General features: G+C 66.0%; 16 protein-coding genes. 10 read left to right on the top strand and 6 right to left on the bottom strand.

Features of this window, described 5'->3' with window-relative positions; all coding sequences use genetic code 11:
- Positions 1-7: 7 nt before the first annotated feature.
- The 3 genes from OG707_RS12540 to OG707_RS12530 are packed head-to-tail and all read left to right on the top strand — an operon-like array spanning position 8 to position 1,974.
- Positions 8-1,057 (top strand): aminoglycoside phosphotransferase family protein, encoded by a 1,050-nt coding sequence (locus OG707_RS12540; RefSeq protein WP_329117507.1) that lies wholly within the window; start codon positions 8-10, stop codon positions 1,055-1,057.
- The gene (locus OG707_RS12535; protein ID WP_329117506.1) at positions 1,054-1,470 is read left to right on the top strand and encodes a GNAT family N-acetyltransferase; all 417 of its coding nucleotides are present in this window, start codon (positions 1,054-1,056) and stop codon (positions 1,468-1,470) included. The genes OG707_RS12540 and OG707_RS12535 overlap by 4 nt, the downstream gene beginning before the upstream one ends.
- Positions 1,471-1,479: 9 nt before the next feature.
- Entirely contained in the window at positions 1,480-1,974 is a 495-nt protein-coding gene (locus tag OG707_RS12530; RefSeq protein WP_329117503.1) for a tetratricopeptide repeat protein, read from the top strand.
- Positions 1,975-1,989: 15 nt separating this feature from the next.
- Here OG707_RS12530 and OG707_RS12525 read toward each other — a convergent pair whose 3' ends face one another.
- Positions 1,990-2,484, bottom strand: a complete 495-nt coding sequence (locus tag OG707_RS12525; RefSeq protein ID WP_443071320.1) for an isochorismatase family protein — start codon at positions 2,482-2,484, stop codon at positions 1,990-1,992.
- Between the two features lie 21 nt (positions 2,485-2,505).
- On the bottom strand, positions 2,506-2,928 hold the full coding sequence (locus tag OG707_RS12520; RefSeq protein WP_329117500.1) for a GNAT family N-acetyltransferase: 423 nt from the start codon (positions 2,926-2,928) through the stop codon (positions 2,506-2,508).
- Positions 2,929-3,049: 121 nt separating this feature from the next.
- Here OG707_RS12520 and OG707_RS12515 point away from each other — a divergent pair, with 121 nt between their 5' ends.
- The 4 genes from OG707_RS12515 to OG707_RS12500 all read left to right on the top strand — a co-directional run bounded on the left by OG707_RS12515 (position 3,050) and on the right by OG707_RS12500 (position 8,694).
- Positions 3,050-5,680: an alpha/beta fold hydrolase gene (locus tag OG707_RS12515; protein WP_329117498.1), complete on the top strand. Its 2,631-nt coding sequence runs from the start codon at positions 3,050-3,052 to the stop codon at positions 5,678-5,680.
- Positions 5,677-6,543, top strand: coding sequence for an ABC transporter permease (locus tag OG707_RS12510; RefSeq protein ID WP_329117496.1), 867 nt, complete (start codon positions 5,677-5,679; stop codon positions 6,541-6,543). The genes OG707_RS12515 and OG707_RS12510 overlap by 4 nt, the downstream gene beginning before the upstream one ends.
- A gap of 95 nt (positions 6,544-6,638) precedes the next feature.
- The gene (locus OG707_RS12505; RefSeq protein ID WP_329127755.1) at positions 6,639-8,180 is read left to right on the top strand and encodes a vWA domain-containing protein; all 1,542 of its coding nucleotides are present in this window, start codon (positions 6,639-6,641) and stop codon (positions 8,178-8,180) included.
- Between the two features lie 55 nt (positions 8,181-8,235).
- Positions 8,236-8,694, top strand: a complete 459-nt coding sequence (locus OG707_RS12500; protein ID WP_329117494.1) for an anthrone oxygenase family protein — start codon at positions 8,236-8,238, stop codon at positions 8,692-8,694.
- 4 nt (positions 8,695-8,698) lie between these two features.
- Here OG707_RS12500 and OG707_RS12495 read toward each other — a convergent pair whose 3' ends face one another.
- Entirely contained in the window at positions 8,699-9,154 is a 456-nt protein-coding gene (locus OG707_RS12495; protein WP_329117492.1) for a tellurite resistance TerB family protein, read from the bottom strand.
- Positions 9,155-10,185: 1,031 nt separating this feature from the next.
- On the opposite strand from OG707_RS12495, the gene OG707_RS12490 reads away from it, so the two are divergent.
- The gene (locus OG707_RS12490) at positions 10,186-11,586 is read left to right on the top strand and encodes a hypothetical protein (RefSeq protein ID WP_329117489.1); all 1,401 of its coding nucleotides are present in this window, start codon (positions 10,186-10,188) and stop codon (positions 11,584-11,586) included.
- Positions 11,587-12,043: 457 nt separating this feature from the next.
- On the opposite strand, the gene OG707_RS12485 is transcribed toward OG707_RS12490, so the two are convergent.
- The gene (locus OG707_RS12485) at positions 12,044-12,901 is read right to left on the bottom strand and encodes a DUF4231 domain-containing protein (RefSeq protein ID WP_329117487.1); all 858 of its coding nucleotides are present in this window, start codon (positions 12,899-12,901) and stop codon (positions 12,044-12,046) included.
- Positions 12,902-13,576: 675 nt separating this feature from the next.
- Between OG707_RS12485 and OG707_RS12480 the strand changes: the two genes are divergently transcribed.
- Positions 13,577-14,038 (top strand): GntR family transcriptional regulator, encoded by a 462-nt coding sequence (locus tag OG707_RS12480; protein WP_329117485.1) that lies wholly within the window; start codon positions 13,577-13,579, stop codon positions 14,036-14,038.
- 1 nt (position 14,039) lies between these two features.
- Positions 14,040-14,612: an HD domain-containing protein gene (locus tag OG707_RS12475; RefSeq protein WP_329117483.1), complete on the top strand. Its 573-nt coding sequence runs from the start codon at positions 14,040-14,042 to the stop codon at positions 14,610-14,612.
- Here OG707_RS12475 and OG707_RS12470 read toward each other — a convergent pair.
- The gene (locus OG707_RS12470; RefSeq protein ID WP_329117481.1) at positions 14,600-15,073 is read right to left on the bottom strand and encodes an NUDIX domain-containing protein; all 474 of its coding nucleotides are present in this window, start codon (positions 15,071-15,073) and stop codon (positions 14,600-14,602) included. The two genes, OG707_RS12475 and OG707_RS12470, sit on opposite strands and share 13 nt — an antisense overlap.
- A gap of 2 nt (positions 15,074-15,075) precedes the next feature.
- Positions 15,076-15,834, bottom strand: a complete 759-nt coding sequence (locus tag OG707_RS12465; protein WP_329117479.1) for an XRE family transcriptional regulator — start codon at positions 15,832-15,834, stop codon at positions 15,076-15,078.
- Positions 15,835-16,629: the final 795 nt, after the last annotated feature.

The following is a 16,629-nucleotide window of genomic DNA, read 5'->3' as shown; positions in this document are numbered from 1 at the left end:
GGGACAGATGAGATCACCGGTGCCGTACGGGGAAGGCATGCAAGCCGAGTTGGGCCAGCTGAAGGGGGCCAGGAAGCTGGTCAGCAGCCCGCGCTCGCGGGTGTGGCGGGTGGAACTGGACGCGGGCCCGGCGGTGGTGAAGCAGTTCGTGGAGGGACCGGACGCCGCCGACCGGTACGCGCGCGAGGTCACCGCCCTGCGCCTCGCCGCCCGCGCGGACCCGCCCGTGGTGCCCGCACTGCTGGCCACGGACGACGAGGAACGGCTGCTCGTACTGGAACACGTGGAGCACCACCTCCGCCCCGCCGACGGGATCGTGCACTACGCCACGGCGCTGGCGGCGCTGCATGCGACGACGGGGCCGGAGGACAGGGGTGCGCTGCCGAAGTGGAAGGGCCCGGCGCAGGAGGACGTGACGGCGTTCCTGGCACTCGCGGACACTCTGGAAGTTCCTTGCCCTACAGGGGTGTCGGGGGAACTCGCAGCACTCCTGGACCGCCTGGCCGAGGCTCCGGGCGACGCCCTGCTCCACGGCGACCCGTGCCCGGGCAACGACCTGCACACCTCCGCCGGAGTCAGATTCATCGACTTCGAACAGGCCTCGCTGGGCAACGGCATGGCGGAACTCGCGTACCTGCGCATCGGCTTCCCGACGTGCTGGTGCGTCACCGCACCCCCGGCCGACCTGCTCGACCGGGCGGAAGCGGCCTACCGTACGACGTGGCGCGAGGCGAGGGGTGCGGAGCCGGAGGGCGACCTCACGGACGCGTGCGTGGGCTGGCTGATCAGGGGAGACGCCCTGGTGGAGCGGGCGTTGAGGGAGTCCGAGGACCACCTGGCCCAACTCCCGTACAAGGACTGGAAGTGGGGCACGGTCACGGCGAGGGAACGGCTGACGCACCGCCTGGGCGTGGTGACCCGCCGCACGGCGGCCCGCCCCGACCTGGCGGGTGTCCACGGCCTCACCAGGGATCTGCACGACCGCGTACGAGAACGCTGGCCCAAGCTGAAGCCGCCGCCGGAACGCCCCGCGAGGCGAGGCAGTCTCGCCGCATGACGACCAACACCCCGACCCTCTCGGTGAGCCCCGCACTCACGGACGAAGCCCTGAACACCCTCTTCACCGCCGCCTGGCCGGACCACCGCCCGACGGCCTTCGCACCGTTGCTGGCCCGGAGCCTTGTCTGGATCGCGGCGCACAGGGGTGATCGCCTGGTGGGGTACGTCAACGTGGTCGGCGACGGCGGGGCGCACGCCTTCATCCTGGACACGACGGTCCACCCGGAGGAGGGCCGACGAGGCCTGGGGGTCCGCCTGGTGCGCGCGGCAGCGGCCGAGGCGCGGGCGCGGGGCGCGGAGTGGCTGCACGTCGACTACGAGCCGGAGCTGGAGCCGTTCTACGCCGCGTGCGGTTTCCGCCCCACCGCGGCCGGCCTCATGAACCTCCGGGCGGACGCGTCCGCTCCCTAAGGTGTGACCATGAACTCTGACTGGGAGCAGCGCATCGTGGACGCCTACGCGTCCATCGACTCGTACGAGGACAACGATTTCCGGGCCGCCATCGACAAGCTCGTCGCCGAACTGCCCGAAGGAAGCCCGATCGGGATCTTCGAGCGCGCGGCAGCGCTCGATTCGACCGGGCATTCCGACCTTGCCGTGCCGCTGTACAAGGAGGCACTGGAGGCCGGGCTGCCCGGGATACGGCGGCGACGTGCCGTGATCCAGATGGCCAGTTCGCTGCGGAATCTGGGGCGGTCGGAGGAGAGCGTCACCCTGCTCACCGCCGAGGCGGACGCCGGGAGCGACGAACTCGATGATGCCGTAAGGGGATTCCTCGCATTGGCCCTGACCGACGTGGGCCGCGAGCGCGAAGCCGTGTCGCTCGCACTCCGTGCACTCGCACCCCATCTGCCGCGTTATCAGCGGTCGTTGGGGAACTACGCGCGGATCCTGGTGGAAGGCGAGGGCGAGTGACCTGATCGGCTGGCCTCAGAGGTACGCCGACGCGTTCCTGACCTCACCGAACCGGGGGAAGATCCGCTCCACCGCGAAGTCGTGCTCGTCCGCCGCGAAGGCGGACATCGCATCGGCCACGAACTCCAGCTCGTAGCCGTGGTCGCTCGCCGCCCGCGCCGTGGACTCCACGCCCATCGTGGTGACCAGCCCCGCCAGCACCAGCGTGTCCACCCCGCGCCTGCGCAACTCCCCGTCCAGGTCCGTCCCGTGGAACGCGCCCACCGTGCGCTTGACGATCTCGATGTCGCCGGGCCGTACGAGGCCCTCGGCGAAGCCGCTGCCCGGCGGCTGCTCGGCGACGTTCGGGCGGTCCACCCGGACCAGCACCACTGGCCGGCCGTCCGCCCGGAACGCGTCCGCCAGGAGCAGGGAGCGCGCCAGCACCTCCTCGCCGGTGTGCGGGGCCAGAGGGAGGGCGACGATGCGCGGCATCAGGTCGATCAGGACCAGGGCTGAAGGCATGGGCATGATCGTAGGGGCGGCGACGGTTCAGTCCCAGGTCCAGGTCAGCACCGCGACCGCTTCCTCTGTCCCCGCCCCCGTCGCCCGGTACAGCGCCAGCGCCACCTCGTTGTCGGCGTCTACCGGGACCCACATGTCGTAGCAGCCGCGGTCGCGCGCCACCGCCGCCAGCGTCGCGACGAGCTCACTGGCGATCCCGCGTCTGCGGTACGGCTCGTCCACCGCCAGTTCGTACAGGCACATCTCGGACCCCTTGTCGGGGTGGAGCATCTCGATGCCCGTGATGAAACCGGCCGGCGCCCCCTCGACGTACGCGAGGAGCATCAGATGGCCGGGGTCCGCCAGGAAGCGCTCCGACCACTCGCGGCGGACCGGGCCGTCGAAGAGGTGCTGGGCGGCGAGGAGTTCGGCGGGGTCGCTCGCGCGGCGGATCTCCAGATGGTCCGGCATGGGCGCCGCCTCTCTACTCCTGCTGCGGTACGGGGCGTCGGCCGCGTACTCCCCGGGTGCTACCGAGAGTTCCACCTGGTGGCAGCTTCGGGTGTCAGACCTGCCGCTTAGGGTTGCAGTCATGAAGCTACGCAAGCCTCGCAGCAGGCGCAGCCGGGTTTTCACCGGCGCTGTCGCCGCGATCGCCGTCCTGGTGGGGGCGGGGACGTGGACGGCCGTCGCCTCCGACGGGCCTGCGCCCGTGCACCGCGAGGACCGGACCATGGCGGTGGACGGGGTCTCGCTCGACACCTCGTACTTCACCGAGGGCGGTTCCGGGCGGCGTCCCGCCGTGCTGATCGGACACGGGTTCGGCGGGTCGAAGGACGAGGTGAAGGGGCAGGCCGAGAAGCTCGCACGGGACGGGTACGCGGTCCTGACCTGGTCCGCGCGCGGCTTCGGCAAGTCGACCGGCAAGATCGGCCTGAACGATCCGAACGGCGAGGTCAAGGACGTCTCACGGCTGATCGACTGGCTGGCGAAGCGACCGGAGGTCCAGCTGGACAAGGCAGGGGACCCGCGCGTTGGCGTCACGGGGGCGTCGTACGGAGGGGCGATCTCACTCCTCGCGGCGGGGTACGACGGGCGGGTCGACGCCATCGCCCCGCAGATCACGTACTGGAACCTTGCCGACTCACTCTTCCCCGACGGCGTCTTCAAGAAGCTCTGGGCCGGGATCTTCATCAACAGCGGCGGCGGCTGCTCGCACTTCGAGAAGCAGCTCTGCGAGATGTACCAGCGGGTCGCGGTGGCCGGAAAGCCGGACGCCGCGGCGACCGCACTGCTGGAAGCGCGCAGCCCCTCGGCGGTGGGCAGCAGGATCAAGGTGCCCGCGCTGATCGTGCAGGGCCAGACCGACTCCCTCTTCCCGCTGGGTCAGGCGGACGCCGCGACGAAGGCGATCAAGGCGAACGGCGCACCCGTGGCCGTGGACTGGATCGCGGGCGGCCACGACGGAGGGGACCGCGAGACCGGCCGTATCGACGGGCGGATCTCGAACTGGTTCGGGCGCTATCTGAAGGGGGACAAGGGCGTCGACACGGGCCCTGCCTTCCGGGTGACGCGCACGGGCGGGATCAGTTCGACCGACGGGGCGGCCCAGTTGAGGGGCGCGAGCTCCGGCAGCTACCCGGGGCTGGTCTCCGGCGACCGTACGATCGCGCTCACCGGCCGCGAACAGACCGTCGAGAACCCTGCGGGCGCCAACCCGCCCGCGATCTCCGCCGTGCCGGGTGTGGGCGCGCTGTCGCAGCTCTCCGGGCTCGGCGTCGGCCTCTCCCTCGACTTCCCCGGTCAGTACGCGCGCTTCGACTCGGCGCCGCTGAAGCAGAACCTGCGGATCACGGGCACGCCGACCGTCAAGGTGAAGGTGAAGTCCGAGGGCAGCGACGAGACGGTGCTCTTCGGGAAGGTGTACGACGTCGGGCCCGACGGGAAGCAACAGGTGCTGCCCAGCCAGCTGGTGGCACCGGTGCGGATCACCGGGACCGCCGCGGGCAAGTCGGTCGAGCTGACGCTGCCCGCCGTCGACCACCAGGTCGACGCGGGGCACCGGCTGCGGCTGGTGCTCGCCTCGACCGACCTCGGGTACGCATCCCCGGCCGCCCCGGCGACGTACACCATCGGCCTCGAAGGGAGCGGCGGGCTGAGCGTGCCCACCGACCCGGCCGTGAAGACGGCGGCCGCCCCGCTGCCGTGGTGGGTCTGGGGGCTGCCCGCGCTGGCGGCGCTGATCGCCGCAGGGCTGCTGGTCACGCGGAGGAAGTCGGTCCCCGCGCCGGACCCCGAACTGGCGGAAGTGCCGCTGCAGATCACCGACCTGGCGAAGAAGTACTCCAAGTCGTCCGACCGGTACGCGGTCCGCGACCTCTCCTTCCGGGTCGAGAAGGGCCAGGTCCTCGGCCTGCTCGGCCCCAACGGCGCGGGCAAGACCACCACCCTGCGCATGCTGATGGGGCTCATCACGCCCGACGGCGGCGACATCAGGGTCTTCGGGCACGCCATCCAGCCGGGCTCGCCGGTGCTGTCGCGGGTCGGGGCCTTCGTGGAGGGCGCGGGCTTCCTGCCGCACCTCACCGGGCGCGAGAACCTGGACCTGTACTGGAAGGCGACCGGCCGCCCGACCGAGGACTCGCACATCGAGGACGCCCTGCGGATCGCCGGCCTCGGCGACGCGCTGGAGCGCGCGGTGCGGACGTACTCGCAGGGCATGCGGCAGCGGCTCGCCATCGCCCAGGCGATGCTCGGACTCCCGGACCTCCTCATCCTCGACGAGCCGACCAACGGGCTCGACCCGCCGCAGATCCGCGAGATGCGCGACGTGATGATCCGGTACGCGGCCGAGGGCCGGACCGTGATCGTCTCCAGCCACCTGCTCGCCGAGGTGGAGCAGTCCTGTACGCATCTGGTCGTCATGGACCGCGGCCGGCTGATCCAGGCCGGACCCGTCGCCGAGATCACGGGCAGCGGGGACACGCTGCTGGTCATGGCGGAGACGGAATTCACCGACGTACTGGCGGAGAAGGTGGCCGCACTGCCCGGCATCGGATCGGCCGTACGGACGGACGGCGGACTCCTGGTGCGGCTGGACGGGGCGACCCCGGTCGCGCTCATCACCGAACTGGTGCGCCTGGACGTGCCGTTGACGGCGGTCGGCCCGCACCGACGCCTCGAGGACGCGTTCCTCACCCTGATCGGAGGAGGAGCCGAATGAGCAGCACCCCCGTAACCCTCGTACAGACCGCGCCCGGCTACCGCCCCCGGCACACGCTGCCGCTGCGTGTCGAGGCGATGCGGCAGTGGAAGCGGCGGCGGACGCTGGTCATGGGGGCGGTGCTCGTGGCGCTCCCGTTCATCCTGATCGCGGCCTTCGCGATCGGCGGGACCCCCAGCGGGCGGGACGGCCGGGTGACGCTGATGGACACCGCGACGGCGTCCGGGGCCAACTTCGCCGCGACGTGCCTGTTCGTCTCGGCGGGGTTCCTGCTGGTGGTGCCGGTGGCGCTGTTCTGCGGCGACACCGTGGCTCAGGAGGCGAGTTGGTCCTCGCTGAGGTATCTGCTCGCCGCCCCCGTGCCCCGGGTGAGGCTGCTGCTGAGCAAGCTGACGGTGGCGCTGGGCTTCAGCCTGGCGGCGATGGTGCTGCTGCCGCTCGTGGCGCTGGCCGCGGGGACGGTCGCGTACGGCTGGGGCCCCCTGGAGCTGCCGACCGGCGGATCGCTCACGGCCGGCGAGGCGATTCCCCGCCTGGCGATCGCCGTGGCGTTCATCTTCGTCTCCCAACTGGTCACCGCGGCCCTGGCGTTCTGGCTGTCGACGAAGACGGACGCGCCGCTGGGGGCGGTCGGGGGCGCGGTCGGGCTGACGATCGTGGGCAATGTGCTGGACGCGGTCACCGCGCTCGGCTCCTGGCGCGACTTCCTGCCCGCGCACTGGCAGTTCGCGTGGGCGGACGCGCTCCAGCCGCACCTCGAATGGGGCGGAATGCTCAAGGGGTCGGCGATCTCGGTGACGTACGCGCTTATCCTCTTCGCGCTCGCATTCCGGGGGTTCGCCCGAAAGGACATCGTCTCGTAGCCCGCCCGTGACTGCTGTGTCCGCATCGAGACGCAGCCGCAACTCCTTCGTCTGCTCCGAAACGGGGCCTCGCGAGTCTCATAGACATGAAGCTCATGAAGCTCAGCGGAAAGACCTGCAGAGGAGTGCTGGCCACGATGCTGGCCGGCGGAATGCTGCTCACCGCCGGATGCGGGGCGGGCGGCAGCCAATCGGACCGATCCAACGGAAGCAACAGCAAGGGCGGCGGAGGGTACAGCGGCCCGCTTCCCGCCCCCGCGCAGCCGACTTCGGCCGCGGGGGCGGACAAGGCCGAGGGCGAACAGAAGGACATGGCCCCCACTCCCACCCCCGACTACCTCTCGACGTTCGCACTGGACGTGGACACGGCCTCGTACGGCTACGCCCGCCGCACCCTGGCCGACGGACGGCTCCCGGAGGCGCACACCGTACGGCCCGAGGAGTTCGTCAACAGCTTCCGGCAGGACTACGAGCGCCCGGACGGCAACGGCTTCACGGTGACGGTCGACGGCGCCAGGACGGGCGATGACGACTGGTCACTGGTCCGCGTGGGTCTCGCCACCCGAGGCCGCTCCGAATCGTCCGAACGCCCGCCCGCAGCCCTCACCTTCGTGGTCGACATCTCGGGTTCGATGGCCGAATCGGGCCGCCTGGACCTGGTGCGCGACGCACTGGGAGTCCTCACCGACCAACTCAGGGACGACGACTCGATCGCGATCGTCACCTTCAGCGACAGGGCCGAGACGCGGCTCCCGATGACCAGGGTCGAGGGCCGCAGGGACCGCATCCACCACATCGTCGACAGCCTGGAGCCGACCGACTCCACGAACGTCGAGGCGGGCGTCAGGACCGGCTACGACGTAGCGGTGGAAGGCCACAGGAAAGGCGCGACCAACCGCGTCGTACTGCTCTCGGACGCGCTCGCCAACACGGGCGAGACCTCGGCGGACAAGATCCTGAAGCGGATCGACGGGGCGCGCCGCGAGTACGGCATCACGCTCTTCGGCGTAGGAGTAGGCAGCGACTACGGGGATGCCCTCATGGAACGCCTGGCGGACAAAGGCGACGGCCACACCACCTACGTCTCCACGCGCACGGAGGCCCGCAAGCTCTTCTGCGACCAGCTCCCGGCGAACATCGAGCTCACAGCCAGGGACGCGAAGGCCCAAGTCGCCTTCGACCCGCAGACGGTGGAGCAGTTCCGCCTGATCGGCTACGACAACCGCAAGGTCGCGGACAAGGACTTCCGCAACGACCGGGTGGACGGCGGAGAGGTGGGCCCCGGCCACACGGTGACGGCGCTCTACGCGGTACGGCTGCGAGCGGGAGCCACGGGCCACATGGCGACGGCGACCGTACGGTGGCAGGACCCGTCGGACCGCTCCCCGCACGAACAGAACGGCATGGTGGAGACGGAGACGCTCAAGAGCAACCTCTGGAACGAAACGAGCACCCGCCTCCAGGTGACGGCGGTGGCGGCCTACTTCGCGGACGAACTACGAGGCAGGAGCCTCCCGTCCGCACCGACACTCACCGAACTGTCCGACAGGGCAGCCAAGCTGGCAACCACAACGGAGGACGCCCAAGTGAAGGACCTGGCGACAGCAATACGAGAGGCGAACAACCTCAAGACCTAACTCTCGCCGCACAACAAGGCTGCAAGATCGCCCAGTTGGAGCCATGATGTCTCGCATGGCCACCACACTGCTCGTCCTCGCCGTCATCGCCACAGGGCTCTACGCCGGCTTCATGTTCTCCTTCGCGACAGGAATCATGCCCGGCCTGAAGCTGCTGGACGACGAGCAGTTCGTGGCGGCCATGCGCCGCATCAACGAGAAGGTCCCGGGCCCCTTGTTCCTTCTGCTCTTCCTGGGCTTCGTAGCACTGCCGGCCGCAGCCCTGGCGGTCCCCGTGACCGACCGCACGGACGACGCCCGCCTGCTCCTGATAGGAGCCCTGGCATGCGCGGCGGCCAGCCACCTGATCACGATGGCAGGCAACATCCCCCTGAACGTGGCGCTGGACAAGTCAACAACACCGGCACCCGAAACCCGCAAGGCCTTCGAGGCCAGGTGGACCCGTCTCCACCTGGCCCGCACCGCGGTGACGACAGCGTCGTTCGCCCTGACGGCAGGCTCGGCCCTGGCCTGAAGAACTACAGATCGAACTCCGTAGGAGCGATCCCCAACGCATAACAAGCCTCACGCACGATGGCCTGCTCGGTCTTGTCGAAGTCACCGTCGGCGCCACCGATGACGATCCCGATCTGAATCACGGCACGCGCCTCGGTCGGCTTCTTGCTGACCTTCCCGATGGTCTGCAGAACGCTGACCTTGCCGAAATCAAAGTCGGCGGAGAGCTTCTGGCAGTAGTCGTTGAACCGAGCCTGCAGATCATCGGCAGGGAAGTTCTGCAGCACGTCATTGGTAGCGATCAGCGAGGCAACACGCTGCCGCTCCGACGGATCAATGGACCCGTCCGCAGCCGCGACGAGCGCGCACATGGCCATGCTGGCATCCCGGAACCCGCCGCTCTTCAGGTCGTTCTTCTTGGCGTTGAGCTGGCTCTGCATGGTCTGCGCAGAGTCCTTGAAGCGGTCCCACAGGGCCATCGTTCGTCTCCATAGTCATCAACGTGCACAGCGCTTACACCCCGACAACGGACAACCCCCCAAGGAAGTGCCCACCCCCACCATTCCCCTGCGGCACCCACCGGAGGTGCCCTTCACTGGCGACATGGAACTTGTCGAGCCACCGATCCAGTGGGATCAGCACAAGCACGCAGTGGGCACGGAGTCTCATCGCCGGCACTGCGCATGGAACGCCCCATGCCCCAACAGGGCAGCCTGGAGCGTCCACGTGAGTGACAAGGGCGGCGAAAGCTGGTGGGCGGTCTGCGAGCAGCACCGCGCTTCGTCCCCGGTCCTGAACGCCCTGCCGCCAGCCGAATAGCGTCCCCGGCGAAGAAGCACGCGTAGACGGGGTCCGACCCTTATGCGCCCTGTACGGGCCTCTCGCTAGTGTGCCGCTGGCCAGCAAAAAGGCCCTCCCAGGAGGAGGGCCGGACACTGGCTGATCAAGAGTGCCCCCGGCAGGACTCGAACCTGCGGCCAAGTGCTTAGAAGAGAGTGGGCGGGTACGGCACGATCATGGCGTTGACCTCTACCTATGTGCCCTCACCTGCTGGAGATCGGCTTAACTTCAGTACGTATTCGGGGGAGTGAGTCCCGGGACGCCGTTCGGGCGAGGCCCAACTGACGCCCTCAGGGCCCCGTCCGGTGAAACTACGTCAGCCGCCTTGTGTCCTTCTGTATCACGACACGGTTCCATTGGATCAGTTGCTGCACTATGCGTTCTGCCCGCTGGCTGCCTGCCTGACCCGTGAACGGCAGAATCAGCAATGCGGGCACAGCCGAGATGCTCACTAGCACGAGCGGGACCATGCGTAGTGCGACGATCAATGCCTCTTGGACTACGCCAGCCCCAACGACTGGTGATCTCCAGTTCTCCACCCTGATTGACCTCCTTCAGCTCTTGTGGATGTCTGCTTGGCCAACATGTAAGCCAGGATGGGGAAGTTGCTGCAATCATCAAGCGTTGCCAGTGCAGTTGCACCGGTCTCGACACTGGAGGTTGGTCAGAGATGTCCGAAGTTGCCAGGTCAGAGCTTGGTCGCTCCGAGTTGGAAGTCAGTACTCCTCCCGAAGTTGCGGCGCTGGCAACGGAGTTGACAACTCTCTTCAACAGCTTGGGTATCCCGCAGCAGCAGTACGCCGCGCGCATCATGATCGACAAGAGCACTGTGTCCAGATTCCTAAAAGGGCGGCGAGTTTGTACTCAAGAGTTCATTGATCGACTCTTCCAAGAGCTAGAACGGCATCAGAGGCGCGAAGTCACTCGGGAGGCGCGACAGAGAATTCATCAGCTCAGGCTCGATGCGCTGAAGGTCACCGATCCGGCTGCATTCAAACTGGAGCATCTGCGTGACGAGGTGGACCGCTCTCATCGGGCAATCCGGCAGCTTGTACGACAGCAGGAGGCACTCGAACTGCTTCTGGATCAGAGAGAGGCCGCAGCCGATGACGCAAACAGACAATTAAGTGAATTGCGTAGCGATTGGGTGCAGGAGAGGCTGCAAAATGAAACCCATTCCAGCGAGCTGGCGAGGAGAGAGGGGGAGTTTAGGGATGAGCAGGATCGGTTGAGGGATGAAATAGCAGACTTGAGGAGGCAGCTTCAGGTGCTCACTCGCCTGAAGGCCGAAGCGGAAGGGCGGTGCGCTGAGCTTGAAGAGCGGATCCATCAGGTAGAGGTGGAGCTCGCGGAGCGGGCCGAGGCGGCGAGTGGATCGTCATTCACCCTCAGTCCTGAAGAGGTAGTAGAGGAGATCTCGGTAAGCTACAGGGATCAGCGATATCATGACGCGGCGCGCACCCTTACCTTGGCTGCGGCACATTTTTCGGAAAGCGAGATCGTCGCCCTCTGGGGACTTCTCAGCCGAGGCCTTAGGCGCCAATTTGATGCTGCCAGATTGTTGGATGATGCAATCCGATTTAGGTCTGCGGAATTTAGCGCAAATATCGTCGAATCGATCCTCGTGGTGGACTCTTCGGATTACTTGACTCAGCAGAATCTTGCAGCGAGCCTTAGTACGTCGAAGTCTTCGGAGGAGTTCTTCTATCTTTATGACAGGTGGAAGAGTGGGGGTCCTCTCTATGGAGTTCTTCGGTCGGCGCTAGTGGCGTGGACCGAATTAATGGGCGCGACGAGTGTCTTCCTCTGGCTGCGTAAACTCACTGAGGAAAATGACACACCTATTCGGATCAGGATCCTGCACCTCTTCGGCCTGAGGTCCGCTGACGAAGTCGTAAAGCTTGTCAGCAAGTGCGTCGAATGGGGTATGGATGAAGATATCCGAATACTTGTTTCACGATGGTACAGCTCAATCCCGCCGGAAGATCGCGCGCATCAACGGGACGTTTGGCGGGAAGCGGCCAGCAAGTGCGAGAATAGTGAAAAGGTGTCGAAGATTTTCAGAGGGTGAAGGGGGCGAGTGGGTCTTCGGTTCGAACGCTTGGGTCTATCGGTGCGATTGGGAATTTTACGGACGAACTAAATCGTCCGGTGGCGTACCCCAGTCTGTCACCTCGATGCCCGCGCGAACTATAAAGTCGCTGCTTATCTCGAGGAGTTGGAAAGGAGATTTGCCGTGACGGGCGAGCCACTTTCCGCGTCGTCTTATTTCGCTGTTCGGCAGGGTGGACCATTCGTCGAACCGAACTCCAGAGTCCGCGCTGACGGGTAGCGCGCTTTCGGACAGTGCATAATCCGCCTCGGCTGGGTTCCTTCTTAGTCGTACAAGTACCCAGGCAGTCTGAACGTCCATCCCGGCACCCTGTTGTTTCGTGAACCTCTGTGCGCGCCATTGAGTCAGTGGCGACAGGAGCCATCGTTTCGTAGTGCGCTGCATAGGATCAGATCCCCCTGTTCGCTGGAATACTTCAGACGGTCCCGTCGCGACCTTCATGCGGCTGGTCCAGTTGCTGTTCCCGTTTGCGCTGCTCGACGCGGAGTGACTCAACCTCCTTCGTCAGCTTCGACAGGTTGTCCATTTCATCTCCTCCGGCGTACGGAGGGATACCGAGCTCAAACGCTGCGGTGTGTTGCTCTATCGCATCAGCGGTCTGTTGCAGGTAGAAGCTCCGCTCGCGGTACTTGAAGTACCCCGTGAACCCTGCCGAGGCCCCGACTGCAAAACTGAGGCCGACAGTTACCCATTTCAGATACGACGGAGTTTCGGCCAGGCTTGCAGCAGTGGTAGTTCCAAGGGAGCCAAGGATGATGACAGACTGAAACGCGTTGTGGAGTCTTCGATAGTGTTGTGCGTCCGTTCTTAGCTGGTCGAGCTCCTTTGGGAGTGAATCCTTGTACGAGAACTGACGCTGCTCTACAGGTACCCCGAGAGTGAACGCGTGGAGGAGCCGATGTTCTTCGGCAATCTCAAGATTCAGTTCAAGCTTCCGAATCGAGTTCCGTTCCGTTTGGTTCGTCCCCTCCTCGTGATGCGTTTCTGTCGTACGGCGTCTCTCTTTGCGGCCTAGGTATATCGCGCAAAGCCCACACAGGCCGGCCAGTGGTATTGCGATCCTGTTGACGTTGGCCATATCGACTGCGCGCCATGTTGCCGTAGTTGCAACATAGATTGCGACGAATGAGAACACTGCGATAAATCTGGCGCCGTACAGGGTTCGGAGTTCGCGCTTCCTGCTCTGGATCTGGGATTGTAGTTCCAGGATCGCCGTCTTGTGCTCCAAGAGCTGTTCAGCAGGGCCACTTTCCGAATTGAGCGGACCGGCCATGTCTCCCACCCCCCCCGTGATCACAAAATGTGACCTGGGGAATCCTACAAGCGGAGTTCAGGTAATGGTTCCGTCTTGGTCGCGCTTGAGTGTGATCCATCAAGAATGGCGGAATGGCGACGGTATTGACAGTCGGGAGTTTTGATGTCTTCGCCAATCGGCCCTGCTGGCCGGTGTTCAGAATTGGTCTGCGACTTGGAGGGGTCTATGGCCAAATTGTGTGTCTGGCGCAGTTGCTCTGTCGCAGGTGGGGGGCTAGTGCGAGAGATGGCCTGGCTGAATTCATTCTCGGCTCTGTGGCTGGTTTCCTTGCTGCGTTCCGTGACTCGGTTGACGCATGTCCTACTTGGGAAGCCCTGGACCCGGACACTCCGTCTGTCCGAGCGGTACGCGCTGCGTTCTGCGGCCCTGCGGGTAGAGGCGGATCGGTCCCGGTGCCATCGGCTGTATCGGTGGTTTGCACCGGGAGTCAGGGATAGAACATCGGGCCCCTCAGGGCCAAAACCATGATCCAAGCCATACAAAGGAGCCATCCTGAACCCCCATGAACGAGCGCGGACGGTGATGAATGAGGCGGGAGCCGAGAGTAGAGCCGGGACCGCATTGAGGCTGTCACCTGCGGGGCAACCCGTGCGAGGCTTGCGTCTGACGACGGCATGCGGAGAAGGAGAGCCAGTGTCGCAGCAGGCCAGTGCCCGGGGGACGTACCTCACAGTGGCGCAAGCGGTGAAGGGGCAGATCGATGCTGACCCGGAGATGGAGAACCTGCCGCTGATCGCCGATGTGATGGCAGCGCATGACGTTTCCCGGGGCGTGGTCATTCGGGCATTCGGGGTACTCCGTGAAGAAGGCCGCGCGGAGGCGGTACCCGGTGGTCGCTGGCGCGTGGTCCGGAGCGGGGACTCGACGGACCGCCGGCCATTGGCCGAACGGCTTACCGCCCTGATCACGGATAGGGGGCTCAAGGTGGGGGAAGCGTTTCCGAGTGCTTCCGCACTGAGTGCTGAACTTGGCGTCGCGAGGCTGACGGTCAGCAAGGCCCTGGAGAAGATGGAAGCGGCCGGGCTGCTGTCAGAAGGAGGACAGGGCAAGCTCCGTACGGTGCGGGCCCTGCCCCATGGAGAGGAGAGTTCGTAGCTTGAGTGCCACGGGACTGACTGAGTGGGCCCACCCCCTTGCCGAATCGCTCCTTGCTGAGCCGCTGCCGCGTCGGTGGCGTCACTCGGAGGGTGTGGCGGAGAGAGCACGAACCCTCGCGCCAATCCTCGGGGAAGACGCTGATCTGTTGGAGGCGGCAGCGCTGCTGCACGACATCGGCTATGCGCCCGACCTCGCCAAGACGGGCTTTCATCCGTTGGACGGCGCGCGGTACCTGCGGGACGTAGCGCGGGCAGACGAACGGATCGTGCACCTGGTGGCGCACCACTCGTGTTCATGGATGGAGGCCGAAGCGCGGGGCATGCGCGCGGAGTTGGAAGCGGAGTTTCCCCGGGAACCGGCCAGCCTCAATGACGCGCTCTGCTACTGCGACATGAACACGACTCCGGACGGTACCCCCACGAACCCCGTGGACCGGGTGAACGAGATTGCCGGGCGGTACGGGCCGGACAGCCTGATCGGTACGTTCATCCGCCGTGCTGAACCGGAGATTCTGGCGAGTACGGCCCGTGTGCTCGACCGACTCGCCGCGGTGGAGCGTCAGCCGATATAGGGCGTCGGCCGCTTCCGGTCCATCGCGTGCTCGATGCGAAGCCGCATGGTGGAGTGGATGTCGTACTCCGACAGGTCCGCTGGGTCCACCCAGCGGACCTGTGTCGTTTCGTCGCTCGTACGGACGTCACCGCCGACCGGCCGGGCGCGGAAACAGATGCTGAATTGCTGCCGGGCCTCGCCGTCGCTGTACAACATCACGTGGCCGGGGTCGGTGTAGATCCCGGACATGTCGATGACTTCGGCCTTGACCCCGGTCTCTTCCCAGACCTCGCGCACCACGGTGTCGCTGATGGACTCGCCGACGTCGTGGCCACCACCGGGCAGGGCCCATCGGCCGTTGTCGGACCGCTGGATCAGCAGCACCTGACCAGCGTCGTTCTGGACGAACGCCACGACGGAGGGCACGACCGAGTTGGGTGCCGGACCGTCTGGGTCGTGCAGGTAGTCGATGCGTCCCATGCTCAAGCTCCCGTGATGTCGTGTTCGGTCACCGGCCTGGCGCCTTCCCAGGTCTGCTGAACGCTATTCGCAAAGGTGTCGAACAGACCACCTCCGGGAAGCCGACGCAGGTGCAGCACAGGCGCCATGTACGCGCCGATCCCGTACACGTGGGTGTTGGCCAACATCTCGTCATCTGCGCAGTAGATCGAGTTGTAGAGCACGGTGTCGTGCAGCCGGAATTCGATCTCGGGGTGGCTGGTGAGGAGCGGGCGGTAGTTGACCAGGGCATTGCGGATCTTGCCATCCATGATGCGATGCCCTTCGTCGATGCCGCGCCGGATGACGGCTTCGCACGTCGGGTCGCCCATCAGTACGCGGATGCGGACGCCGCTCTCTGCCTTCGCCTTCAATGTCGAGAAGAAGAGCGGATCTTCCGCCAGGTAGATACCGGCGTACACGAGGATGTCGATGCGCTGCATAGCGCGTTGGCACATCTCGCGCCACAGGTTCGACGGCACGACGTGCCGATGCGGGTAGACAGCCGCGATCTCGGCCTTGCTCAGGTCTGCTGAGGACTCCTGGTTGCGGGAGTCGTCCCACAGCGTCGTCACGTCGACCTTCAACACGGAGGCCGTGGCGTACTGATGCCGTCGGTACGGCACCTTCCCCTGCGTGATCCAACGCTCGACCGTCTTCGGGTTGACCTCAATCGCTTCGGCCAGGCCGTTCAGGGTCATGCCCTGAGCCAAGAGAGCTGAACGCAGACGTTCGTTGGACATCTGGACCCCCGAGGGACTTCTTGGGAGCTCTTGACGGTAGCGAGCTGACCACAAGCTGTCCAGGCGTGGGGTGACCAACTCCCCTGACCTGCACCGATTCTGATGGTGCGCCAAGAAGTCCCGGCGCGAAGAGAAGAAGTTCCGCCGATGCACTTGACGGAACTCGATGCAGTACCTGTAATACAGGTACTGCATCAGCGCCCGGAGGGCTCCGTGAGACGGGCTCGAAGGAAGCGTCCGTTCCTTGAGAACTGAACAGTGCGACATGCGACGGGATGAGACTTCCCGTCCCCGCAACGGCCCGGGTGACGGCCGCCGGCGGCCACTTCGTGGCAGGGGAACGAGCCTTGCCCGCGCGTCAGCTCTGGAGAAACGCTCTTGGGGAGCATGCCTTCATCACTGGAGGACAGCCCCGCGGGTGCCACCTGATGCGCGCCGCCCTGCTGGCGTCAGAGCAGTGACGATGACGCACCGACTCGCAGGCTCGGGACCGGAAGGCCGTCGCAAACGGCCCGCCGGCGAAGCCCTGATCCCTCCGGATCTGGAGGTTGTTGTGATCCGCCGATTGCTTCCGGCGCTGCCCGGGTTGGACCAACCCGGCGGCAACGCCCTTCGCGTCATCGCTTGACCGTCGTGGGAGACGGGGCCCGAGCCGCGAGCCCGGGACCGTCTCGCACGGCGTGACCACGCACCACCGCCCCGGCAATTCGCCGTGAGGGCGCGGGATCAAATCCCGCCCGGGGCGCCGCCCGCCGCTGCTGCAGCGGGCCCTGTTCCTTCCTGTCTCCCCGTGCG

The organism is Streptomyces sp. NBC_01465 (assembly GCF_036227325.1).
Taxonomy (GTDB): Bacteria; Actinomycetota; Actinomycetes; order Streptomycetales; family Streptomycetaceae; genus Streptomyces.
The sequence above is the reverse complement of the archived record's forward strand: the minus strand, read 5'-3'. Positions and strand labels throughout refer to the sequence as shown.

Coding starts and splice junctions, on each gene's coding strand:
- OG707_RS12540 (WP_329117507.1), top strand. CDS start 8: ATGAGATCACCGGTGCCGTACGGGGAAGGCATGCAAGCCGAGTTGGGC.
- OG707_RS12535 (WP_329117506.1), top strand. CDS start 1,054: ATGACGACCAACACCCCGACCCTCTCGGTGAGCCCCGCACTCACGGAC.
- OG707_RS12530 (WP_329117503.1), top strand. CDS start 1,480: ATGAACTCTGACTGGGAGCAGCGCATCGTGGACGCCTACGCGTCCATC.
- OG707_RS12525 (WP_443071320.1), bottom strand. CDS start 2,484: ATGCCCATGCCTTCAGCCCTGGTCCTGATCGACCTGATGCCGCGCATC.
- OG707_RS12520 (WP_329117500.1), bottom strand. CDS start 2,928: ATGCCGGACCATCTGGAGATCCGCCGCGCGAGCGACCCCGCCGAACTC.
- OG707_RS12515 (WP_329117498.1), top strand. CDS start 3,050: ATGAAGCTACGCAAGCCTCGCAGCAGGCGCAGCCGGGTTTTCACCGGC.
- OG707_RS12510 (WP_329117496.1), top strand. CDS start 5,677: ATGAGCAGCACCCCCGTAACCCTCGTACAGACCGCGCCCGGCTACCGC.
- OG707_RS12505 (WP_329127755.1), top strand. CDS start 6,639: ATGAAGCTCAGCGGAAAGACCTGCAGAGGAGTGCTGGCCACGATGCTG.
- OG707_RS12500 (WP_329117494.1), top strand. CDS start 8,236: ATGGCCACCACACTGCTCGTCCTCGCCGTCATCGCCACAGGGCTCTAC.
- OG707_RS12495 (WP_329117492.1), bottom strand. CDS start 9,154: ATGGCCCTGTGGGACCGCTTCAAGGACTCTGCGCAGACCATGCAGAGC.
- OG707_RS12490 (WP_329117489.1), top strand. CDS start 10,186: ATGTCCGAAGTTGCCAGGTCAGAGCTTGGTCGCTCCGAGTTGGAAGTC.
- OG707_RS12485 (WP_329117487.1), bottom strand. CDS start 12,901: ATGGCCGGTCCGCTCAATTCGGAAAGTGGCCCTGCTGAACAGCTCTTG.
- OG707_RS12470 (WP_329117481.1), bottom strand. CDS start 15,073: ATGGGACGCATCGACTACCTGCACGACCCAGACGGTCCGGCACCCAAC.
- OG707_RS12465 (WP_329117479.1), bottom strand. CDS start 15,834: ATGTCCAACGAACGTCTGCGTTCAGCTCTCTTGGCTCAGGGCATGACC.